Annotated in this window: 20 protein-coding genes; 9 read left to right on the forward strand and 11 right to left on the reverse strand. The window is 40.4% G+C overall.

What is annotated here, in order from left to right:
* Positions 1 to 42: 42 nt before the first annotated feature.
* From KZP23_RS06215 to KZP23_RS06250, 8 genes are all read right to left on the reverse strand, one after another.
* Positions 43 to 558: a hypothetical protein gene (locus KZP23_RS06215; protein ID WP_226335233.1), complete on the reverse strand. Its 516-nt coding sequence runs from the start codon at positions 556 to 558 to the stop codon at positions 43 to 45.
* A 137-nt stretch (positions 559 to 695) separates the two neighbouring features.
* Positions 696 to 1,313, reverse strand: coding sequence for a GNAT family N-acetyltransferase (locus KZP23_RS06220; RefSeq protein ID WP_226335234.1), 618 nt, complete (start codon positions 1,311 to 1,313; stop codon positions 696 to 698).
* Between the two features lie 123 nt (positions 1,314 to 1,436).
* Positions 1,437 to 2,258, reverse strand: a complete 822-nt coding sequence (locus tag KZP23_RS06225) for an ABC transporter ATP-binding protein (protein ID WP_226335235.1) — start codon at positions 2,256 to 2,258, stop codon at positions 1,437 to 1,439.
* 18 nt (positions 2,259 to 2,276) lie between these two features.
* On the reverse strand, positions 2,277 to 3,161 hold the full coding sequence (locus tag KZP23_RS06230) for an ABC transporter ATP-binding protein (protein ID WP_226335236.1): 885 nt from the start codon (positions 3,159 to 3,161) through the stop codon (positions 2,277 to 2,279).
* 4 nt (positions 3,162 to 3,165) lie between these two features.
* Entirely contained in the window at positions 3,166 to 4,257 is a 1,092-nt protein-coding gene (locus tag KZP23_RS06235) for an ABC transporter permease (protein WP_226335237.1), read from the reverse strand.
* 160 nt (positions 4,258 to 4,417) lie between these two features.
* Positions 4,418 to 5,818, reverse strand: a complete 1,401-nt coding sequence (locus KZP23_RS06240) for a CmpA/NrtA family ABC transporter substrate-binding protein (RefSeq protein WP_226335238.1) — start codon at positions 5,816 to 5,818, stop codon at positions 4,418 to 4,420.
* Positions 5,819 to 5,842: 24 nt separating this feature from the next.
* Positions 5,843 to 7,114 (reverse strand): alginate export family protein, encoded by a 1,272-nt coding sequence (locus KZP23_RS06245; protein ID WP_226335239.1) that lies wholly within the window; start codon positions 7,112 to 7,114, stop codon positions 5,843 to 5,845.
* A 188-nt stretch (positions 7,115 to 7,302) separates the two neighbouring features.
* On the reverse strand, positions 7,303 to 7,920 hold the full coding sequence (locus KZP23_RS06250; RefSeq protein WP_226335240.1) for a Crp/Fnr family transcriptional regulator: 618 nt from the start codon (positions 7,918 to 7,920) through the stop codon (positions 7,303 to 7,305).
* 584 nt (positions 7,921 to 8,504) lie between these two features.
* Here KZP23_RS06250 and KZP23_RS06255 point away from each other — a divergent pair.
* From KZP23_RS06255 to KZP23_RS06270, 4 genes are all read left to right on the forward strand, one after another.
* Entirely contained in the window at positions 8,505 to 8,984 is a 480-nt protein-coding gene (locus KZP23_RS06255) for a GNAT family N-acetyltransferase (RefSeq protein ID WP_226335241.1), read from the forward strand.
* A 289-nt stretch (positions 8,985 to 9,273) separates the two neighbouring features.
* Positions 9,274 to 10,005 carry a 23S rRNA pseudouridine(2604) synthase RluF gene (gene rluF / locus KZP23_RS06260; protein WP_226335242.1) on the forward strand — a complete coding sequence of 244 codons (732 nt, stop codon included), beginning with the start codon at positions 9,274 to 9,276 and terminating at the stop codon, positions 10,003 to 10,005.
* A gap of 32 nt (positions 10,006 to 10,037) precedes the next feature.
* Positions 10,038 to 10,604, forward strand: coding sequence for a Crp/Fnr family transcriptional regulator (locus KZP23_RS06265; protein ID WP_226335243.1), 567 nt, complete (start codon positions 10,038 to 10,040; stop codon positions 10,602 to 10,604).
* A gap of 119 nt (positions 10,605 to 10,723) precedes the next feature.
* Positions 10,724 to 11,179 (forward strand): DoxX family protein, encoded by a 456-nt coding sequence (locus KZP23_RS06270; protein ID WP_226335244.1) that lies wholly within the window; start codon positions 10,724 to 10,726, stop codon positions 11,177 to 11,179.
* Positions 11,180 to 11,195: 16 nt separating this feature from the next.
* On the opposite strand, the gene KZP23_RS06275 is transcribed toward KZP23_RS06270, so the two are convergent.
* A complete protein-coding gene (locus tag KZP23_RS06275; protein WP_226335245.1) occupies positions 11,196 to 11,444 on the reverse strand; it encodes a hypothetical protein in 249 nt (82 codons plus the stop codon).
* Complete coding sequence (locus KZP23_RS06280; protein WP_226335246.1) at positions 11,407 to 12,276, reverse strand: BamA/TamA family outer membrane protein; 870 nt, start codon at positions 12,274 to 12,276, stop codon at positions 11,407 to 11,409. Before KZP23_RS06280 ends, KZP23_RS06275 begins: the two co-directional genes overlap by 38 nt.
* Positions 12,277 to 12,457: 181 nt before the next feature.
* Here KZP23_RS06280 and KZP23_RS06285 point away from each other — a divergent pair, with 181 nt between their 5' ends.
* Together KZP23_RS06285 and KZP23_RS06290 are read left to right on the forward strand one after the other, a co-directional pair.
* Positions 12,458 to 13,123 carry a class I SAM-dependent methyltransferase gene (locus KZP23_RS06285; protein ID WP_226335247.1) on the forward strand — a complete coding sequence of 222 codons (666 nt, stop codon included), beginning with the start codon at positions 12,458 to 12,460 and terminating at the stop codon, positions 13,121 to 13,123.
* 40 nt (positions 13,124 to 13,163) lie between these two features.
* A complete protein-coding gene (locus KZP23_RS06290) occupies positions 13,164 to 13,934 on the forward strand; it encodes a hypothetical protein (protein ID WP_226335248.1) in 771 nt (256 codons plus the stop codon).
* 92 nt (positions 13,935 to 14,026) lie between these two features.
* Here the strand turns inward: KZP23_RS06290 and KZP23_RS06295 are convergent, their stop codons facing one another.
* A complete protein-coding gene (locus KZP23_RS06295; RefSeq protein ID WP_226335249.1) occupies positions 14,027 to 14,464 on the reverse strand; it encodes a helix-turn-helix domain-containing protein in 438 nt (145 codons plus the stop codon).
* Positions 14,465 to 14,845: 381 nt separating this feature from the next.
* Here KZP23_RS06295 and nrfH point away from each other — a divergent pair, with 381 nt between their 5' ends.
* The 3 genes from nrfH to ccsA all read left to right on the forward strand — a co-directional run bounded on the left by nrfH (position 14,846) and on the right by ccsA (position 20,169).
* Positions 14,846 to 15,487: a cytochrome c nitrite reductase small subunit gene (gene nrfH, locus KZP23_RS06300; RefSeq protein ID WP_226335250.1), complete on the forward strand. Its 642-nt coding sequence runs from the start codon at positions 14,846 to 14,848 to the stop codon at positions 15,485 to 15,487.
* Between the two features lie 13 nt (positions 15,488 to 15,500).
* Positions 15,501 to 16,994: an ammonia-forming cytochrome c nitrite reductase gene (nrfA, locus tag KZP23_RS06305; RefSeq protein WP_226335251.1), complete on the forward strand. Its 1,494-nt coding sequence runs from the start codon at positions 15,501 to 15,503 to the stop codon at positions 16,992 to 16,994.
* 64 nt (positions 16,995 to 17,058) lie between these two features.
* On the forward strand, positions 17,059 to 20,169 hold the full coding sequence (ccsA, locus tag KZP23_RS06310; RefSeq protein WP_226335252.1) for a cytochrome c biogenesis protein: 3,111 nt from the start codon (positions 17,059 to 17,061) through the stop codon (positions 20,167 to 20,169).
* Positions 20,170 to 20,172: the final 3 nt, after the last annotated feature.

Raw genomic sequence — 20,172 nt, forward strand, 5'->3', positions numbered from 1 at the left:
AAATAGAGGGAAGAGCCTTACTGCTCTCCCCAAGAAATAAAATTAATTGGCGTCTTTATACTCACCCAAGAATACATTTACTCCCTTTGGCATGGGATTGCCGTTGGCTCTTCTGAGGCTTGCAATCTGGCCGCTGTGCCATATGGCATCTGTCAAAGGACCATTGATTACAATCCAAAAAGGGTAGGTGTCCCGAATACTAATTTTTTCAAGCTCTGATTCAGTCATACCTAAAAGCTGATTATAGGTTTCTTTCAGAATAAGAAGGGTTTCTTTTCTTGTTGTTTCTAAATCAATGTTTTCCTTTTTTACATAAGGATTTTGGATAACTGCATTCCTGATCACAATGCTTAATCCATATATATGTTCGATGGTTTCACCAATCGTTCTGGCTTCTTTTTCAGCCTTAAAATCATAATCAGTTTCTTTCAGGTCTTGAGAAGCATAGCGATACCTGAAGCCAAGGCTTTCTACCATTCTTGCCGCTACACTACCAGGACTATAATCATCAGGCTGCTTGGTGATATTGCTGAAGGGAAGATTTTCTGGTGATTCCATAGAACTTTGTGCTTTTGAGAAAGAGGACGATAGCCCTATTAAAACAAAAAGGACCAAATAAAATGCTTTCATTGGGATGGAGAGTTATTTAGATGAGAATAATTCTGGTAAGTGTTGGCAAAGTGAAGAGAGAAATTCTAGTTCCTATGAAATAATTCCTCCTTGTATTTTTTGAGGCGGTATTCAAGGTTTTTTTTGACCCCATGCCATTCCTGCGCAATAATCGAAAAGACCACGGTATCTCGGAAAGTTCCGTCGGCATTAAGCCGGTCATTTCTTAGGATACCATCTTGTTTGGCTCCCAGTCGGGCTATGGCGTTCCTAGAATTGGTATTAAACCAGTCAGTTTTGAATTGAACAGCAATGCAATTCAGTGTTTCGAAAGCATATTGGAGCAAAAGGTATTTGCACTCAGCATTTGTCCCAGTACCTTGGTGACTTTTGGCATACCAGGTAAAACCAATCTCCAACCTCCTATGGGCAGCGGCAATATTGCAAAATCTCGTGGAACCGATGATTTTATTGCTTGATTTTTCTATAATGACAAATGGCATGGATGTTCCAGTCTCTTTTTGAGCCAATGCCTCATTGATATAGTGATCAATAGTATTTTCTGAAGGTACTGATGTAAACCAAAGCTCCCAAAGTTTACCATCAGAAGCAGCCTCCAGTAGCGCCTTTTTATGGAGTTCTTCCAGTGGAATAAGTTGGACTTTTTCTCCTTCCAAGCTGAGCGGTTTTAACCAATTTTCCATGCTAAAATGAAGTATGAAGTGAATGATTTATTGCTCAGCAAGATAATAATTATAAAAATAGAGGAAGGAAAATAGTCCGGGTTTTCCTTCCTAATTTGAAATAGTAGACCATTTAGATGGCGCTTATTTGTGATTTAAAAAATCCATCAGGTATCCTCTAAAATCATAATATTCGGGATGTTCAAGTACTTCTTTTCTTATTCTGGGTCTTTCAAAGGGGATGACCAACTCATCTCCAATTTTGGCATAAGGTCCGCTGGTCATCATGATCACCCTGTCTGCCAAAAAAATGGATTCGTCCACATCGTGTGTTATGGCCACTGCCGTGATTTTCTCTTTTTGCCAAATTTCCAGTAGCACATCTTGTAGCTCTCCTCGGGTAACGGAGTCCAGCATGCCAAAAGGCTCATCCAAAAGTAGGATTTTTGGTTTCAAGGCAAAAGCCCTGGCAATGCCTACCCTTTGTTGCATTCCCTGGGAAAGGGCAGTGGCTTTTTTGTCAAAATCATTTCCTAGCCCGACCTTGTCCAGGTAGTATTTACAGATTTCCAATTTTTCGGCTTTGCTGGCGTGTGGGAAAACTTGCTTAACACCAATCATTACATTTTGAAGGGCTGTCAACCATGGCAATAAACTGGGGGACTGGAAAACCACAGCGCGGTCTGGACCGGCACCGCTGATGGCTTCTTGGTCCACATTAATTTTTCCAGCGCTGATTTCATTCAAACCCGCTATCATGGTCAAAAGCGTGGACTTGCCGCAACCAGAATGACCGATGATCGATACAAATTCCCCTTTTCTTATAGATAGATGAAGATCATCCAAAACAACATAATCTCCTTTTGGTGTAGGATATACTTTTCTGATGTTTTCACAGGAAAGCATATCAGCTTGTCCCTCCAAATGAGGTATATATAAATTTTCTTTATTCAATAGTGCTTCCATATTGCCTTATGCTTAGGTTTAGAAATATTTTATTTTTTCGTCTTTAGCCTTTCTTCCAAAACCAATTCTACCAGGCATTATCGGTTGTAAGTCCGGAAGGATATATTTATGATCACTGGATTGCTTTCTGCTTGCACCTACCTCTATCAAGTATTCCAATATATCATTCCTTAATCTTTTGTAATGAGGGTCTTTATTGATAGCAGTGACATCTCTGGGTCTTTCAAAGTCAATCCTGAATTCAGGACCTAAAGTAGCATTTGGTCCAGGCCTGAGCGGAATTATTCTATCGGCCATGATGATGCCTTCGTCGACGTCATTGGTGATCAAGATGGCGGTTTTCTTATCTTGGCTCCATATTTTGATAATTTCTTCTTGTAAACTTCCCCGGGTCAGGGCATCGAGTGCAGAGAGCGGCTCATCCATTAATAGTATCTCCGGGTTCATGGCCAATGCCCTGGCTACGGCCACCCTTTGTCGCATGCCACCTGATAGTTCCTTGGGTAGCTTTTGGGCGGCATGGCTGAGGTTGACCATCTCAATATACTTTCGGATATGGTCTTCCTTTTTGGAGTTGGAAAGTTGTGGAAATGCCTCGTCTACGGCCAATTTAATATTCTTAAATACCGTTAACCAGGGCAAAAGAGAGTAGTTTTGGAAAATTACCCCTCTGTCTGGTCCAGGTCCTTTAATCGGCTTTCCTTGAAGCAATACCTCACCAGCATCGGGAAAGTCTAGTCCATTGATCATATTGATCAAGGTGGTTTTTCCACTACCTGAAAAACCTACGATGGCCACAAATTCCCCTTCTTCTACACTTAAGTTGATATTGCAAAGGACCTCAATTTTGGAGGATCCCATTCCATAAGATTTTGATACATTATTTAGTTGGAGTATGGACATGTGCTTAGGCTTTATTGAAGGTCATTAAATGCTGTACACTTAGCATGATTCTGTCTAGGAGGAAGCCTATGATGCCGATTACGAACATGGCGACGATGATTTTAGCATTGGAGTCGCTGGCACCATTTTGAAATTCTTCCCAAACAAAGGAGCCAAGCCCAGGACTTTGGGCCAATAGTTCAATGGCGATCAAAACCATCCAGGCTACGGATACGGTAATTCTCAGCCCTGTAAAAATCAAAGGGAAAGAAGCAGGCAGTATGATTTTAAATATTTGTTTGCCAATACTTAATTTGAGCACTTTGGAAACATTTATATAATCTTTGTCAACATTGGCTACTCCCATGCTGGTGTTGATCAAAGTGGCCCACATCGCGCAGAGTCCTACACTGATAAATGAGATGATAAAGGACTTGTCCATATCAGGATCTGTGATGACTGTTTTGACAATCATAAATACCAATAAAAGCCATACAACAGGTGATACGGGTTTCAGTATTTGAATGAGCCAATTGAATGAATTTCTGAGCACCTCACTTAAACCTATGATGATCCCAATGGGTACAGCTACAAATAAGGCCAATAGAAAACCGGCCGCCACAGTCTTTAGGCTGGTGGCAATCTGGTCCAAAAATGACGGCCTTCCCGTATAACTGATGGGAGACAAACCCTGTTTTTCACGTTCTGCATTGGTGGCAGCTACTTTTTCCTGAAATTCATCTTTCTTTTCTGAAATTTGAATATGGTCTTTCCAAAGTGCCTGGTAGGCTTGGTAAACCTGCTTGGGCGAAGGAAGTGTATTAGGTTGACAGCTTACATCCCCGGAGTTTATACAATCGGCCATGGCTGCGGCTGCTTCCTCCCCCTGTTCTATCCTTGCTTTTTCTATCCTGGCACTGGCTTCCTTATTGAATAGGGCAGTGGCGCCCAAGTGCCAAATAAGGATAAAGACAAATATGGAAGCCAATGGGAATAGGCTCTTTTTGATGAAAATACTGAGGTTTTTTCTGGGCTCTTCTCCACTGATAGTTTTGAGCAGGGGCTCCAAAAAGCCTAAGCCCATAAATCGCATGTTTTTAATGGTCTTGTCTTTCATGGCTTGATCAATTTTCGTTCTTTACAATTCATTTTAAATGATAGCTTGCCTGTACGATACAAGTGATAGTAGTTTCAGGCCAGCTAATACAAGGAACTGAATGGAAGGTATTCCCCTTGTTAGCTCCTTGTGCTTAGTGGATTTTTTATAATTTGGTTTTTTAATCTTTGTTACCAATCTTAAAGCTATTGATATAGGTGATGGGATCTTTTCCATCATATTCGATACCATCGATAAAATCTGCTGTTGGGGCTTTGTAGCCATCGGTGTCGGGCATTTCCTCTGCACTAAGTTTACCCTCTTCCATCAGGATTATAGCAGCTTTTTTCCAAATGTCGGGTCGGTAAATGTCTTTGATCGTTTCATGGTACCAATTGGCAGGTTTGCTTTCAGGGATTTGACCCCATCTTCTCATTTGCGTCAAGAACCAAATGCCATCAGAATAAAAAGGATAGGTGGCATGATGCCTAAAGAAAACATTGAAATCTGGCATGGACCTTTTATCGCCTTTTTCAAATTCGAAGGTTCCAGTCATGGAATTGGCGATTACAACGGAGTCTGCACCTACATATTCAGGTCGGGAAAGTATGCCCACAGCCTCTGGCCTGTTACCAGGTGTATCCAGCCATTTTCCTGCTCTAATCAGGGCTTTGGTTACGGCAATGGCCGTGTTGGGATTTTCATCCACAAACTTCTTGGTCATCACAAATACCTTTTCTGGATTGTTTTTCCAAATGTCATAGTTGGTCGTCACTGGAACTCCAATGCCTTTAAATACAGCCTGCTGGTTCCAAGGCTCTCCCACACAATAACCATATATGGTTCCCGCTTCCAGTGTGGCGGGCATTTGTGGTGGAGGAGTGACAGAAAGCAAAACATCAGCATCCACCTGCCCTTGTATATTATCAGCAGTATAAAATCCTGGGTTAATACCCGCTGCACCTAACCAGTACCTGATTTCGTAATTGTGGGTAGAAACTGGGAATACCATGCCCATTTTAAAAGGCTTGCCACTGTTTTTGTATTCCTTGATGACCGGTGCCAAAGCGTCTGCTTTGATGGGATGGATAGGAAGTCCATTGTCATCTGTAGGGACATTGGTTTTCATTTTGTTCCAAACTTCATTGGAGACAGTGATGCCATTTCCATTGAGGTCCATGGAAAAGGGTGTAACCAATTCAGCCTGCCTACCAAATCCTGCTCCAGCAGCGATTGGCTGGCCGGCGAGCATATGGGAACCATCTAGTTGTCCATCTATTACCCTGTCCAACACATTTTTCCAGTTGGATTGGGCTTCAATGGTGACATAGAGTCCTTCCTCTTCAAAGTAGCCAAGTTCTTTGGCAATGGCCAATGGAGCCATGTCAGTAAGTTTGATGAATCCAAATGTCAACTGCGGCTTTTCAATGGCCAATTTTGGACTGGCGGATGCTTGGTTTTCGGTGTTTTCATTTTCCGCAGTACTATTGGAACTGCCACTGCTGCATGCCGTCCAAATGGTGGAAAAAGACAATAGGATTCCCAGGCAAGTTAGCAACTTGCTATTTTTTAGATAGTTCATGTCGGTTAGATCTTTGTTTGGTAATTATTTAGCTGAGGTGAATAAGGTAGGTTTGAAGGTGATCATGGTCCATGCCCAGTTTTGGAGATGGCTTTTATCCCCACCTCGAAGGGATTCCATGGTGTCTGTAGCAAACATCTGTGAGTAGCCCAGGTTCCAGGTAACTCCACCTTTGAGTTTCAAGGTGTATACCAAGTCAATTTCTGTTCCCATGCTTTTGCCCAGTTCTTCTCCTGATTCACCAAACTGTTTGGAGCCGGTCAAAAAATGGTGCGCTTTGGCAACTATACTGCCTTTGGCTATTGACCACTTTGTTTTGAGATAGATATCGTTTACCCCTACTGTGCCATTTGCAGGGCCTACAAAAAAGTAGTCCATGAAGCCATTAAAGGCATGGTTGGTACCAAAATCCGGATTGAAAGCTTTGTCCTTGTCATTACTAGGGTCATCATCACCAGAAATGTATTCTACACCGAGGGTGATGGGGGTAACAGTAGTGGGAATGGTAGCATTTACACCAGCTAGAAATGCACTTACATTTTTCTTAACCAATTTTCCCGTTTGGTAATAAAAGTCCCCGGCCAATTTGATGCTACCTATTTTTGTTGTTGGGATAAAGCCAAAAGTTTGTTTATTAGATAGGGTGGTGTCTGCATTTTGGTATCCCGCGTTTAAGGCCAGTATAGAAAATGAGGTAGATTCATAATCCTTATGGAACCAGCCATATTGGAGTGTCTTATAGTTTCCGCCGACATTATAGAAGCCTGCACCGTTGCCTTGTAAAAAGCTGGGTTCTGGCACATCGGTATCTTGGTTATTAGCGAATCCCAGATGTAATTTGGTTTGTTTTTGCTCTTCCTCATAAATGAAGAGCAAAGCATCATGCCTTCTTCCCTGCTGTGCCCATTCCAGACCTCCCAGGAACCTTTCATTGTCATAGCTGATAATTTGTCGGCCGACTTTCAGGCTAAAGTTAGTGTTGAAGAAGTATTGACCCCATGCCTCACTGATAAATGTTTTGCCTAGTTCTTCCTTAAAAATTTGCGGTGATTCTCCCCAGATACGAATATCTTGAAATGCCAATTTGAACTGGAAATCAGTGGATAAGTAATCAAGGTATAGTCTAGATCTCTGTTCTGTAAAGAAAGCAGGATCTTTGGTTTCATCTGTCAATGTCTTAAAACCATTTCTAAATTCTGTTCTTGGCCTTACTTCAGCCGAGAGGGTAAATTGCGCTAGGGCTTCATAGGCGGTGAGGCAGATTAAAAACGCTGATAAGTAAATTATTCTTCTCATGGTGAATTGTTTAATGGTCTTTTTGCTTAACTTTTTTAAGTATTAATACTTAGTTTTACAAACATAGGAGCTAGTACTTAGCTTTTATATGGAATATCACAGGTAATATTCCTTTTTTTGACCATATAAAAACCTGTCAAATTGCAGGTTTTTATCAAAAACACTACCATATAGCCTATATGGCTATCCTAACTATCAAGAAAAAAGTTATGGTCAGAAATTTCTTTACTAAGTAAATCTACGTTTTTTATGCCTAGTTTTTTTCCAGATGCATGGATATGGCCTTCTTTTTTGAGACTAGAAAGTGTCCTGATCACCTGCTCATCTGTGGTTCCTGCAAAGTCCGCTATGTCTTTTCTTGATAATAACAAACTGAAGAAATTGCCTTCTTGTCCGAACTTTCTGTTGATATATAATAGTGCATCGATAACCTTTTCCCGAACCGTCATCTGGGCGAATTTTTTCACTTTTGTTTCACTTCGATTAAGTTCTTCGGCATAGAAAGTCATCAGGTTATAGGTCAAGGAGGGGATCTGGTGGAGCATTTCATTCATGGTTTCCATCGAAAAATTACATAAATAGGTGTCTTCAAGTGCTGTAGCACCAATATGATAAAATTGTCCGGCTCCAAATCCGCGGTGACCAATAATTTCTCCATTACTGGCAAATCTCACAATCTGGTCTTTTCCATTAAGGCCAGTCTTGGTGACCTTCACCTTGCCGCGATTTACAAAATACAAACCATGAACAGGAGCACCTTCAATGATGAAATTCTGTCCTTTTTTGCAAAAAACATTATTCTTCATGCCGAGATAGTTTTTAAGCGCTTCTAACTGACAATTCTTTTTAATGATGCAATTGGTATTTGAACATGCTTGACAATCTGAACAAAAAGCTTCCATAATTCTATTGTTTATACGTAAATATACGTAAAAACTTGAGCGAAACAATTTCGGATTTCTATATTGACCTTGCTCAATTAATTGATAATTAAATAATTGGAAGGTTTTATGTTTTCAATTTGATAATTCTCTCTTTAGGATAAAGGTACTTCTATCTTCATGTACGGCTATACCCATTAGTATTATCAAAATTGTTATGATTAGGAATTAATTTGATATCAAATTACAAAAAATAATTATAGAAATTACTGATAGTAAGTGTTTTAAGTGTAAATAAATTTAAGAAACATTGAAAATATAAAGAAAATACTTATTAACTTAATACTGATTAATCCATGGTCAGTAGGCTGTTGGGAAATGGTTTTCCAGGAGATTTTATGCATGAGTATTTTTCTATAAAAATTGCTCATAATTCTCTATTGGTGGGTGGGGCTGACTTATCAGATGGTGTTAATTTAATTAATTTCATATCAACAAACTGCCACAATATGGAAGCATACGAGATTATTATCAGGCCTGCCACATTAGAGGATATGCCAAAGATCCAGGAGTTATACGTTCAAACTATCCAAGATTCTTGCAAGGGAGACTATAGTGAAATGCAGCTGGCAGCTTGGATTTCCTCAGTGGTCAATGAAGATAGGTGGAGAGGGGCATTGTCCAATGAATTTTTTTTAGTGGCTGAGGATGATGATAAGATCATTGCCTTCGGTGGATTGGAAAATGGCAATTATTTGGATTTTATGTACGTCCATCATAATTATCAAAGGATAGGCTTAGCAGAGAGACTTTTGAAGGCTTTGGAAAATGAAGCTTCGAGACAAGGGGCCAAAGAGATCACCACAGATGCCAGCAAGACCTCTATTCCATTTTTTGAGAAAAAGGGTTTCCATTATGTAAAGGAAAACAAAAAGCACGTCAATGGTCTGGAAATCATAAATTATAGAATGAGTAAAGGAATACATTGATCTTCATTTTTATGGTTTTTCTATTCCAAACAGTACCAAATATCAGATATAAAAGAAATAGTGGTTGATAGTGAAGACCGTAGGGCCTGGTGTCTGTAGATAATAACTAAGGATTATAAAACCCGATCTTTTGCTACTGGTAGTTTAAAAACAAAACTTTCGAGAAAATTAATGTGCCGCTGCGGCTAGAAATTGATTCCTTAAAGGAAGCCATGTCCAAAGCCAACAACGAGTCGATGTTTCCAAATTAAAGCCCTAAATTTGTCTAGCCAAACATGCATGAGGTCAAATGGAAAACCAATCGGTAAGGATTAATAAATATTTGAGTGAAATAGGCTATTGTTCCAGAAGGGCCGCGGATAAGCTCTTAGAAGAGGGAAGGATTACCATCAATGGCAAGGTGCCGGAATTGGGTACCAAGGTTACTCCTGGGGATGATGTGCGGGTAGATGGTGAGTTGGTTTCCCCTCCCGAAGAGGATTTTATTTATTTGGCTTTTAATAAGCCTGTTGGTATTGTTTGTACCACAGATACTAAGCGGGAAAAGAACAATATTGTAGATTATATCAATCACCCAAAACGTATTTTTCCCATAGGCAGGCTAGATAAACCTAGTGAAGGTTTGATTTTTTTGACCAATGATGGAGATATTGTCAATAAAATCCTGCGGGCAAAGAATAACCATGAAAAGGAATATGTGGTCACTGTGGACAAACCCATCACACAGCGATTTATCCAAAGCATGTCTAATGGGGTCCCTATCTTGGGTACTGTGACTAAAAAGTGCAAGGTTGAGCAAATTGGGCAATACAAATTCAAGATTGTCCTGACCCAAGGGCTGAACAGGCAAATCCGTAGAATGTGTGCGTACCTGGACTATGAAGTGACCAAACTGAAACGCATCAGGATCATGAACATAGGATTGGATGTGCCGGTAGGCAAATGGCGATACCTTACGGCCGAGGAACTGTTGGAAATCAACCAGCTCACAGCGGATTCCAGCAAAACTTTTGATGGATGATTTTAGGAATTTTTCAAGGGCAAAGATGACTAATGGAAAAAATAAGGGATGTTTTTGAGCAGCAAGTAGCTATGAGCGACCATGACTGGGAAATATTTTCCTCCTATCTGCTCCAGACCAACTATGCTAAACAAGAGACTATTCTAAATTTGGGAGCGGTGGAAAATTACCTGTCTTTTATAGCTACAGGAATCATTAGATATTATATCCCAGGAGAGGAACAGGAGCTTACTTTTGGTTTTTCATTTAAAAATGAATTTGCCAGTGCTTATGATTCATTTTTGACTAGAATGCCCAGCACCTATACTTTGGAAGCCTTGGGGCCAGTGGAACTTTGGAGAATATCCTATGATGACCTTCAAAAAGTATATCAAGAATCTGCTGTTGGTAATATTATCGGTAGATATGCTGCAGAGGGACTTTTTCTAAAAAAGTCAAAAAGAGAGTTGTCCCTATTGCAGGAAAGTGCAGAGGAAAGGTACCTGAAGATTTTTAAGGAAAGGCCGGAATTGATAAGATCAATTCCACTAAAATATATCGCCAGTTATATAGGTATTACCCCGCAAGCCTTGAGTAGGATAAGAAAACGCATTAGTTGAATTTTTTGCTTAAAAAATTAATGGTTTAGATCTCTTAAGCTTTGAATTTTTGTTAACCTGGGTTCATTGTATGCTAGCGGAAAAGCGTTGAGATTTGCAATGGATTAAAGAGAGATACCATGTTACCATTTTATGTTTTATTGATGAGCTTTTTATTGTCATCCGGGATTATCTATTTGCTGGGAAAAAAGATTGACTGGGTTTTAGCCGGGAGAATTTCCTTGTCTATAATGTTGTTGTTTACAGCCATGGGCCATTTTATATTTATAAGTGGCATGAGCAAAATGTTACCTGGATTTATTCCTGCTAAGGAAGTAGTGATTTACTTGACTGGTCTCATGGAAATTGCCGCTGCCATAGGGATTCATATCGCAAGGTTCAGAAAACTTACGGGGATACTCCTGATAGTATTTTTTATAATGATTCTGCCAGCGAATATCAAGGCCAGCTTGGAAAACCTTGATTATAAAACGGGTATTAATGATGGTCCAGGATTGTCTTATTTATGGTTCAGGATTCCTTTCCAGTGCTTGTTGGTAGGCTGGGCTTATTGCTTTGTGGTAAGGAAAAGATGAGCTCATGGGCTCGGTATTAGAATGCCTCCCCAATTCTAAAATAGATTCCCCAGTCATCTTTACCTACGGCAGCATCCAATCCGATATTGAATTTGACATCCTTGAAAGCTCGGTAACGATAGCCTATGCCACCGCCTGGATAGATGTCCCAGTTGAAATCCGGATTGTCAGAACCGTATATGGTGGCCAGACCGGCAAAGCCTACTAGGCCCATTTTCGGATGAAAATTATAGCGGTACTCTCCCTGAAAGGCAAATGGAACCATCTCCTCTATATTTGCCTTCTGAATAGCCTCTGATATCTTTTCCTCCTAGGACTTCCTGTTGTTCAAAAACAATATTTCCTAGGCCGAAATTACCTGCATATCTAGCAGCAATCACGTCTTCTCCGTCTCTAGCAGAAAAGTACTGGTTATATTCCGTCTTGATTTTGTCTGCAGTGACATCATTGCCAAACCATTCGGGTAAGCTGACCCACTTGACACGTACTTGCTTGCCTTTGTTGGGATAATAGACGTCATTTCTGGTATCAATGGTTATGTTGTATTCCAGGGCATTGGTCGAAGTCGTCTCATCGGGCAAGACGTCATCTTGATAGACTGTATAATAATGCGAATAGGTATAGTTCAGGCCCACAAAGATATTTCTGGGGAGCCTTCGCTTAAAGCCCGTGGTGACAATGGTGGTATTGGAATTATAGTCATAGAAACTGCCACTCTGAAAATCATCCATAAAAAACTGAGAGGTATGATTACCTGTCAGACCGAAAAATATGATTCGCCATTTGTCCTCCTTTAAGAAAAATCTATTGAATACAGAGATGAAATGGGATCCATTGGTAGTGTAGACTCCTGCGATGCCAGAAAGTGATTTTGGAGATATGTTGTCCTGCTTATCCAGTTTATACATTAACATGGGAATGGCACCAAACAAAAATTTCAAATTTCTATTATAGCTCAAAAAAGGCATGACCTTTAGTTGCGTTGACTTTTCTTCTTTTAGAGAGGACGTACTAAGACTGTCTTTTTTTTCTCCTTGTGCAAATAATAGACTGGTTGAAAAAATGAGGATCGAAGAGACTAATAATATTCTTTTCATTCTATGAGCAGCATTATGGATAAGAAAATTGTTTTGATAATATATGCAATTGTTGATATATATAATAATTAAAAGAGTATTGAATATTTTAAATATAAATTAGGAATGATTTATTATGGTGATATTCCCACACTTGGGGACTCTTATGGGGCTTTTATAAGGAATGCTTAATTTTATGCCTATGAATAAGAATTTAACAGCGGATGAATGGAAGGCCATTGGCCAACAACTGGGCCACCCTAAAGGGGAATTGGGGCTGACCGTAGCGAAAAATATGCAGGCTTCAAATGTCTTAATGGTAGAAAAAGCCGTGGAGCTCCTTCATTTGACAGGAAATGAAAAAATCCTGGAAATCGGGTATGGGCCAGCCGCTCATGTGGAGGAACTTTTGGAGGTTTTTGAAGGACTGGAATACCATGGATTGGAGATTTCGGAATTGATGCATCAAGCAGCCCATAAAGTAAACAGCTCGGAGGTAAAATCCGGCAAGGCCCAGTTTCATTTGTATGATGGCAAAAAGTTTCCATTTGCGTCTGGCAGCTTTGATAAGGTGATGACGGTAAATACCATTTACTTTTGGGAGGATCCCAAAGAAATGGCTGGTGAAGTGTTTAGGGTACTGGAGGAAGGTGGAAATTTTAGCTTGGCCTTTGCACAGAAAAGCTTTTTGGAAAAACTGCCCTTTACCCAATCCAACTTTAAATTATATGATGTTGATATGGTAGAGGACTTGATGTATGAAGAGGGATTTACGATTATTGAACAGGTGGATGTAAGAGAAAAGTTGAAAAGTGATCCGCTTGGAGTACTTGAAAGAGAATTTACAGTGATGCGCTTTATTAAGTGAGGATATTTAACGAAATTAGGAAAGGTCAAAAAGCTTTGCCATGAAGCGGATACATCTTTTTGAGTTTGAGGATATGAGCTGGTTCCCGGACCTGATCAGAAACTATATGACAGATTTTTTAGCCTTTATGGCCAATGCCACCAAAATGTATCGTCCCATTTTACCTATTCTTGAAAAGGGTATACATGCCAGCGGAGCCGGTCATTTTATAGACCTGGCTTCAGGTAGCGGAGGAGGATTGCTTAGCCTCAATAGGGAATTGTTGAAAAAGATGCCTCATCTGAAAATTTGGATCAGCGATTATTATCCCAATTGGGAGGCATTTGAGCGGATCAAGCAGGGGACAAAAAATATTGATTATGTCAAAAATCCAGTGGACGCTCGAAATGTACCTGATGAGCTGAATGGATTGCGGACAATGTTTTTGAGCTTCCACCACTTTCAGCCAGCGGATGCCAAGGAGATTTTACAAGATGCCATCCATGCAGATAGCCCCATTGCTATTTTTGAAGCACAGGACAGGTCATTTGTAAGTTTATTGGCCATGTTTTTCTCTCCTATTACGGTGTTATTGACTGCCCCATTTATCAAGCCATTCAGCTTGGGGCGTTTGTTTTTTACCTATTTGGTGCCTATAATTCCTTTGGCAGCTTGGTGGGATGGGATCGTTTCGTCGCTGAGGACCTATTCCATTCCTGAAATGATGGAACTGATCAATACTTTGGAAGGAGCAGATAAGATGACTTGGGAGATGGGGAAAGAGAAATCCGGTCCCGGTTTTGTGATTTATCTTTTGGGTATACCCAAATGACCTTGGAATGCATAATTTCCATGGTTCTTTTGATCTCTGAATGTATTTGGTAAAATTGGGCTAAGCTGTACTATCAGTAAATTCTTAATGTTTTATGAGAACGATATTTTGTTGTTTTTCAGGGGCACCTGAATACAATCCTTTTTATAGAAATCATATATATTGGTTTGGCTGAAATGACTGATGGAGAGATGGCTTTGGATTTTTCCTGGTGCAAGGCCAAATGAATCCTTAAAGCATTTGCTGAAATATGCTGGGCTGTTAAAGCCCACTTGGTAAGCTATCTCTGAGATCATTCCCTTTCTTTCTACTAGGTAATGGTAAGCTTGGAGCAGTCGTATATAACGGATAAACTTTCCCGCAGAAACACCCAGATAGTTTTTAAGTTTACGGTGTGTATGTTCTCGGCTATAGTGAAGCTTTTCCGAAAGCTGGGTTACAGAAAAATGGAATTCGCCTAAGTTTTTTAAAACAATTTTGACTGCCTCTTGGACAAATTGTTCATCTATTGCACTTGATGGGTTCTTCATCTTAAAAGTCCTTTTAGCTATCGGAATCAAAAATATTGCCTGAACTAAAGCATTACTTAATATAAAAAATTTCTGATGGATTAGAAAGGTATTGTTCGCTTGGGAAATCGTTTTTGGGCTGACAATTGGCAAAATGATTATGGGTAAGAAAATCTGAAGAGCGAATTCAAGATTGTTTTACTTTATTGTTCTTTTCAGATTTTATTTAGGAATAGTTTTATTACAAGACCAATGCACACTTTTACTGAATGTTAATTTTTATCCTAAGATTTAATTATTTCTATAAATGATTGTAAAAAATATTTTATAAATTGAATGGGTTGTTAATCAGTTAATTATATTTTTTATTAAATAATTACGAACCGTTTGAATTGCTGAAATATGGGAATTTGGCAAAGCACAAAAAGGAGATTATTTCGTTGGCACTTGATTCCCCCCCACCAATGGAGGAAAACAGCCATTGTACTTGTGGCCGCCATATTTGGGCTTGGAATATATTTGATAAAATTGAGTAATGCTGCTTCCTACTTATCTGATGATCCCCAGGCCTGCGTCAATTGCCATTTGATGACACCGCAGTACCTCACTTGGTCGAACAGTTCGCATAGGGAAGTGGCCCATTGCAATGACTGCCATGTTCCCCATGATAATGTGTTTAATAAATATTTCTTTAAGGCAAAGGATGGTTTATATCATGCTTCTATATTCACGCTTCGCAAGGAACCAGAGGTCATAAGGGCATTGGCTCCCTCACAGGCGGTGATACAGAGTAATTGTATCAGGTGTCATGAAACACAGGTGACAGATGTGAAAACGGCGGCATTTGTGGTCCATCATAAGAAAAATAGAACAGACAGGACCTGCTGGGAGTGTCATAGGGATGTACCACATGGAAAAGTAAAAAGTCTTTCATCCGTAGGTTATCAAATTGAACCTATCAAAGCCCATGCACCAAGTGATCCGGAAATAATTCCCTCTTGGCTGAAGGCATCTATGGAAGAGAAAAAAAATCAAGACAAATAAAATCAATAGGGCTATGAAAAATTGGATTCTTTTTACCTTGACCGCAGTCATTGTATTCTTATTGGCAATGCTGGCTTATTCGATTATGGACAGGAAGACAGAGGCCAGATTTGCCTATGTGCCCAAGGTAGATATCAATGATATAGAACCGAGAGATTCAGTTTGGGGCCTTAATTTTCCCCGACAGCACCAATCCTACATGAAAACTAGAGATACCTCTTTTCATAGTATGTATAATTCCAGCGGTCATGTGGAGGTCCTGGAAGAGGATCCGGAGTTGGTGATTTTATGGGCAGGGTATGCTTTCAGTAAGGAATATAACCAGCCGAAGGGGCATGCCCATGCGGTGGATGATATCAGGAAAATCCTAAGAACTGGTGCACCCATGGAAGCAGGAGAGGGCCCCATGCCCAGCACTTGCTGGACCTGTAAAAGTCCTGATGTACCTAGGTTGATGAAAGAACTTGGAGTGACCGAATATTACAGTAAAAAGTGGTCAGACTTTGGCCCGGAAGTTATCAATCCCATTGGCTGTGCAGATTGTCATAATCCGGAAAGCATGAACCTCACGATCACCCGGCCAGCTTTGATAGAGGCATTTGAATCCATGGGTAAGGATATCAATGCTGCCAGCCATCAGGAAATGAGGAGTCTGGTCTGTGCACAGTGTCATGTGGAATATTATTTTTCAAAAAACACACCTGGCAAAGAAGGAGCACAATACTTGACTTTCCCATGGAGGGATGGCATGGATGAACAGTCTGTGGAAGCCTATTATGACCAGATTGATTTTGCAGACTGGGTAAATCCTATCAGTAAAACGCCAATGCTGAAAGCCCAGCATCCTGACTATGAATTGTACTCCCTTGGTGTGCATGCCAAGAGAGGTGTTTCTTGTGCAGATTGCCATATGCCCTATAAGACTGAGGGAGGGCAGAAATTTACAGATCACCATATAGGTTCACCACTTAGCAATGTAGAAAATTCCTGTTTTGTATGTCACCGGGAAAAAAAAGATGACCTGATTACGGATGTTTTTGAACGACAGCGCATCATCAAAGAGGGTTCCCAAAAACTGATGAGGTTGATTGCTATGGCCCATATTGAAGCGGGCAAAGCTTGGGAATTGGGCGCTACTCAGGAACAAATGGACAATATCCAGCTGGGTATTAGGCATGCCCAATGGAGATGGGACTATGCTGTGGCATCACATGGGGCAGCTTTTCATGCGCCTTTGGCGACGAGCAGCATTGTCACTTCAGCAACTGGGATTATAGAAGAAACTAGGATAGAATTGGTCAGATTGCTAGCTGATTTGGGACATAATAAACCTGTGGAAATGCCGGATTTTGAAGATACTGAAGCTTTGCAGGCATATGTGGGCTGGGATATAGAAAAGGATAAGGCTGCTAAGGAAAAATTCTTGGAAGAGGTAGTCCCTGCCTGGCTGAAAGAAGGTAAAAAGCGTGAGAAAGGATATACGGTTAAAATGCTTTCTGATAAATAATGGATAGGGCCAAAATTTGTATGGAAAGGATTATTTTTAGTATGACTACCCAAACTAACATTTTATGAGATTGATAAAGTTACTGGTGTCCAGTAAGTTCATGTTATTGTTGTTGATATTGTTTGCTTTGGCTTCTGCAGTGGCCACATTTTTGGAAAATGATTTCGGTACAGCGGCCGCTTGGGAAATGATTTATGAATCTTTTTGGTTTGAAATGATCATGGTCCTATTGGCCATAAATTTTTTAGCGAATATTCGTCGGTACCGGCTTTTTACAAAGAGAAAATGGCCCATTGGTTTATTTCATATTGCTTTTGTACTTATCATTATTGCTGCTGGAATTACCCGTTATTTTGGAGAAGAGGGCATTATTCACATCAGGGAGGGTGAAGCACAGAATATTTATTACAGTAATGAGTTTTACCTCCAATTGAGATCTGTTCATGATGGTGGCCATGAAAATTTTCAAAAAGCAATACCCCTTACTGCCAACAGTGACTTGCCCATCATGCTGAAATTACCATTTGAAGAGGAGATGGCTATCCGCATTAAAGACTTTATTCCCCATGGGCGTGAAGCTTTTGAAGCAGGAGATCAGGACTACCTTGAGTTGGCATTGACCTCAGGAGTGGGCAGGGAAGATTTCACTTTGCCTGTGGGAAAAACGTTGCCCATGGGAGCCATTAGTTTGGGAAGCCAGGAAGGTAGTGATCACCCTATAACTATCTATAAAGAAGATAGTACTTGGATGATCAAAAGCCGACTACACCTGCAAGTAATGGAAATGAGCACACAGGAATTAGGTGTTTTGCATGCTGGGGAAGAAAAGCCACTTAAGCTAAGGACCCTTTATCAATGGCCGGATGGGGCTTTTTTAATCAAATCTATTCAGGAAAATAGTAAACAAGTATTTGTAAAGGAAACTGATCCTGATATTGCAGAAAATCTTGCCGATGCCGTCTTATTGGAGGTTTTAGATGATAGCGCACAAATAGTAGAGTCCACATATGTACAACTTGTAAAGATCAAGCCCAATTGGCATTCATTTGATTATAAGGGAAAGACTTTTCAGTTGACTTTTGGTCCTAAAGCCAAGCTCTTGCCGTTTTTTGTCTATCTGAAGGATTTTCAGATGGAACGCTACCCAGGGAGTCAAAGTCCCTCCAGCTATGCCAGTGAAGTGGTGGTAGAAGATGGAGAAAAGGCATTTGATCACAGGATATTTATGAATAATGTGCTGGATTATAAAGGTTATCGATTTTATCAGGCCTCCTATGATATGGATGAAAAGGGAACAGTGCTCTCTATTAACCAAGACAGATTGGGAAGCACTCTCACTTATATTGGTTATTTTTTATTGGGCTTGGGTATGTTCTTTACACTTTTTACGCTAAACAGTAGGTTTCAATATTTGAATATCCGACTCAGGGAAGTTAAAAAAGCGGCTTTATTTCTACCCTTGCTTTTGGGGCTGAAGACAAGTTTTGCACAGGAAGCATCAAAGGAAACATGGATTATTCCCCAGGAAAGGGCTGCAAAATATGGTCAGCTGGTTGTTCAAGATTTGGATGGAAGGATGAAGCCTTTGAATACCTTGGCCCACGAGATTGTTAGGAAGTTAACGGGTAGATCGGAGGTTTTGCTAGAAGAACAAGGAATGGTACTCAGTCCCGAGCAATTCTTACTAGCCGTCCAAATGTATCCTGAGATGGTCAGTCGCTTACCGATTATCAAGGTAGATGCAGATAAGGGCAGGCAGGTATTTGAGGTATTGGAAGTTTCTGATACCAAGAAGGTAAGCTTTATGGATTTTGTGGATAAGGATGGACAGTATAAGCTCCAGCGAAGGGTGGAGCATTCCAATATGCTGAAGCCGTCCGAGCGGAATGAGGCAGATAAGGAACTACTGAAGGTAGATGAGCGCTTCAATATCTTTTATGGTTTGCTAACCGGCGACTTTTTAAAGCTCTTTCCGAATCGCATGGATGAAAATAATACTTGGTTTACCAGAGAAAGCAATACCAACAGTTTTCCTGAAGAAGATGCGCTGTTTGTAAAAAACATTACAAATATCTATTTGCAGGGATTACAAAATGGATTGAATACCGGGGATTGGGCCAGGGCAGAGGAGTCTCTGGGGTATATGGATCTTTTCCAACAGAAAGCTGGAGCGGCCGTTTATCCAGATGATAAAAGGCTTGATGCTGAGCTCTTTTATACCAAATTGAATCTGGGAAGCTGGCTGTTTGGCATATTTTGGCTTTTGGGGATAATCATGTTGGTGCTTGCTATCTGGCAAATGTTCAGGATCAACCGCACCAATGAAGTTTTATGGAAAATAGGCTTAGTACTGAGCGGCTTGGGCTTTTTGGCTTTTAGCTTTCACCTGGGACTTCGTTGGTATATTGCCCAACATCCGCCTTGGAGTGATGGCTTTGAGATGTTGGTTTTTGTGGGGTGGGGCGTTTTATTATTTGGTTTGGTGTTTTCCGGGAAATCCAGGTTTACCGTTCCTTTAGGACTATTGTTTTCGGGGACCCTGCTTTTTGTCGCTTTTTTGGAATGGCTCAATCCGGAAATCACCAACCTGATGCCCGTTTTACATTCTTATTGGCTGAAAATCCACGTGGCCATTATCGTGAGCAGTTATGCTCCCTTAGCACTGGCAGCGATCATGGCATTGTTTTCTTTACTGCTTATTATTTTCAGGCCAAAACAGCTAGACGGTGCTTGGAGCAAAAGTATATTGGAACTGGCCATTGTGAATGAGTTAGCCATTACCATTGGTCTATTTTTACTAACCATAGGCACTTTTTTGGGTGGAGTATGGGCAAATGAAAGTTGGGGACGCTATTGGGCCTGGGATCCAAAGGAAACGTGGGCTTTGATTTCAATTTTGATTTATGCTTCTGTCTTGCATTTGAGGTTGGTGCCTGGCTTAAAAAACTTTATGGTTTACCAGCTGGCCAGTTTGTGGGCTTTTTCTTCCATCATTATGACTTCCTTTGGTGTGAACTATTACTTGTCAGGTTTGCATTCCTATGCCAAAGGAGATCCCGTGCCCATCCCCCAATGGGTGTATTGGGTAGTGGTCACTTTGTTATGTATATCCATTACCGCTAGTATTAGATTTAAAGGAATGTCACCTGCAAACAGGGCTATTTTGAAAGTTTGACTT

The sequence above is a fragment of the Echinicola marina genome (assembly GCF_020463795.1).
GTDB classification, from domain to species: domain Bacteria; phylum Bacteroidota; class Bacteroidia; order Cytophagales; family Cyclobacteriaceae; genus Echinicola; species Echinicola marina.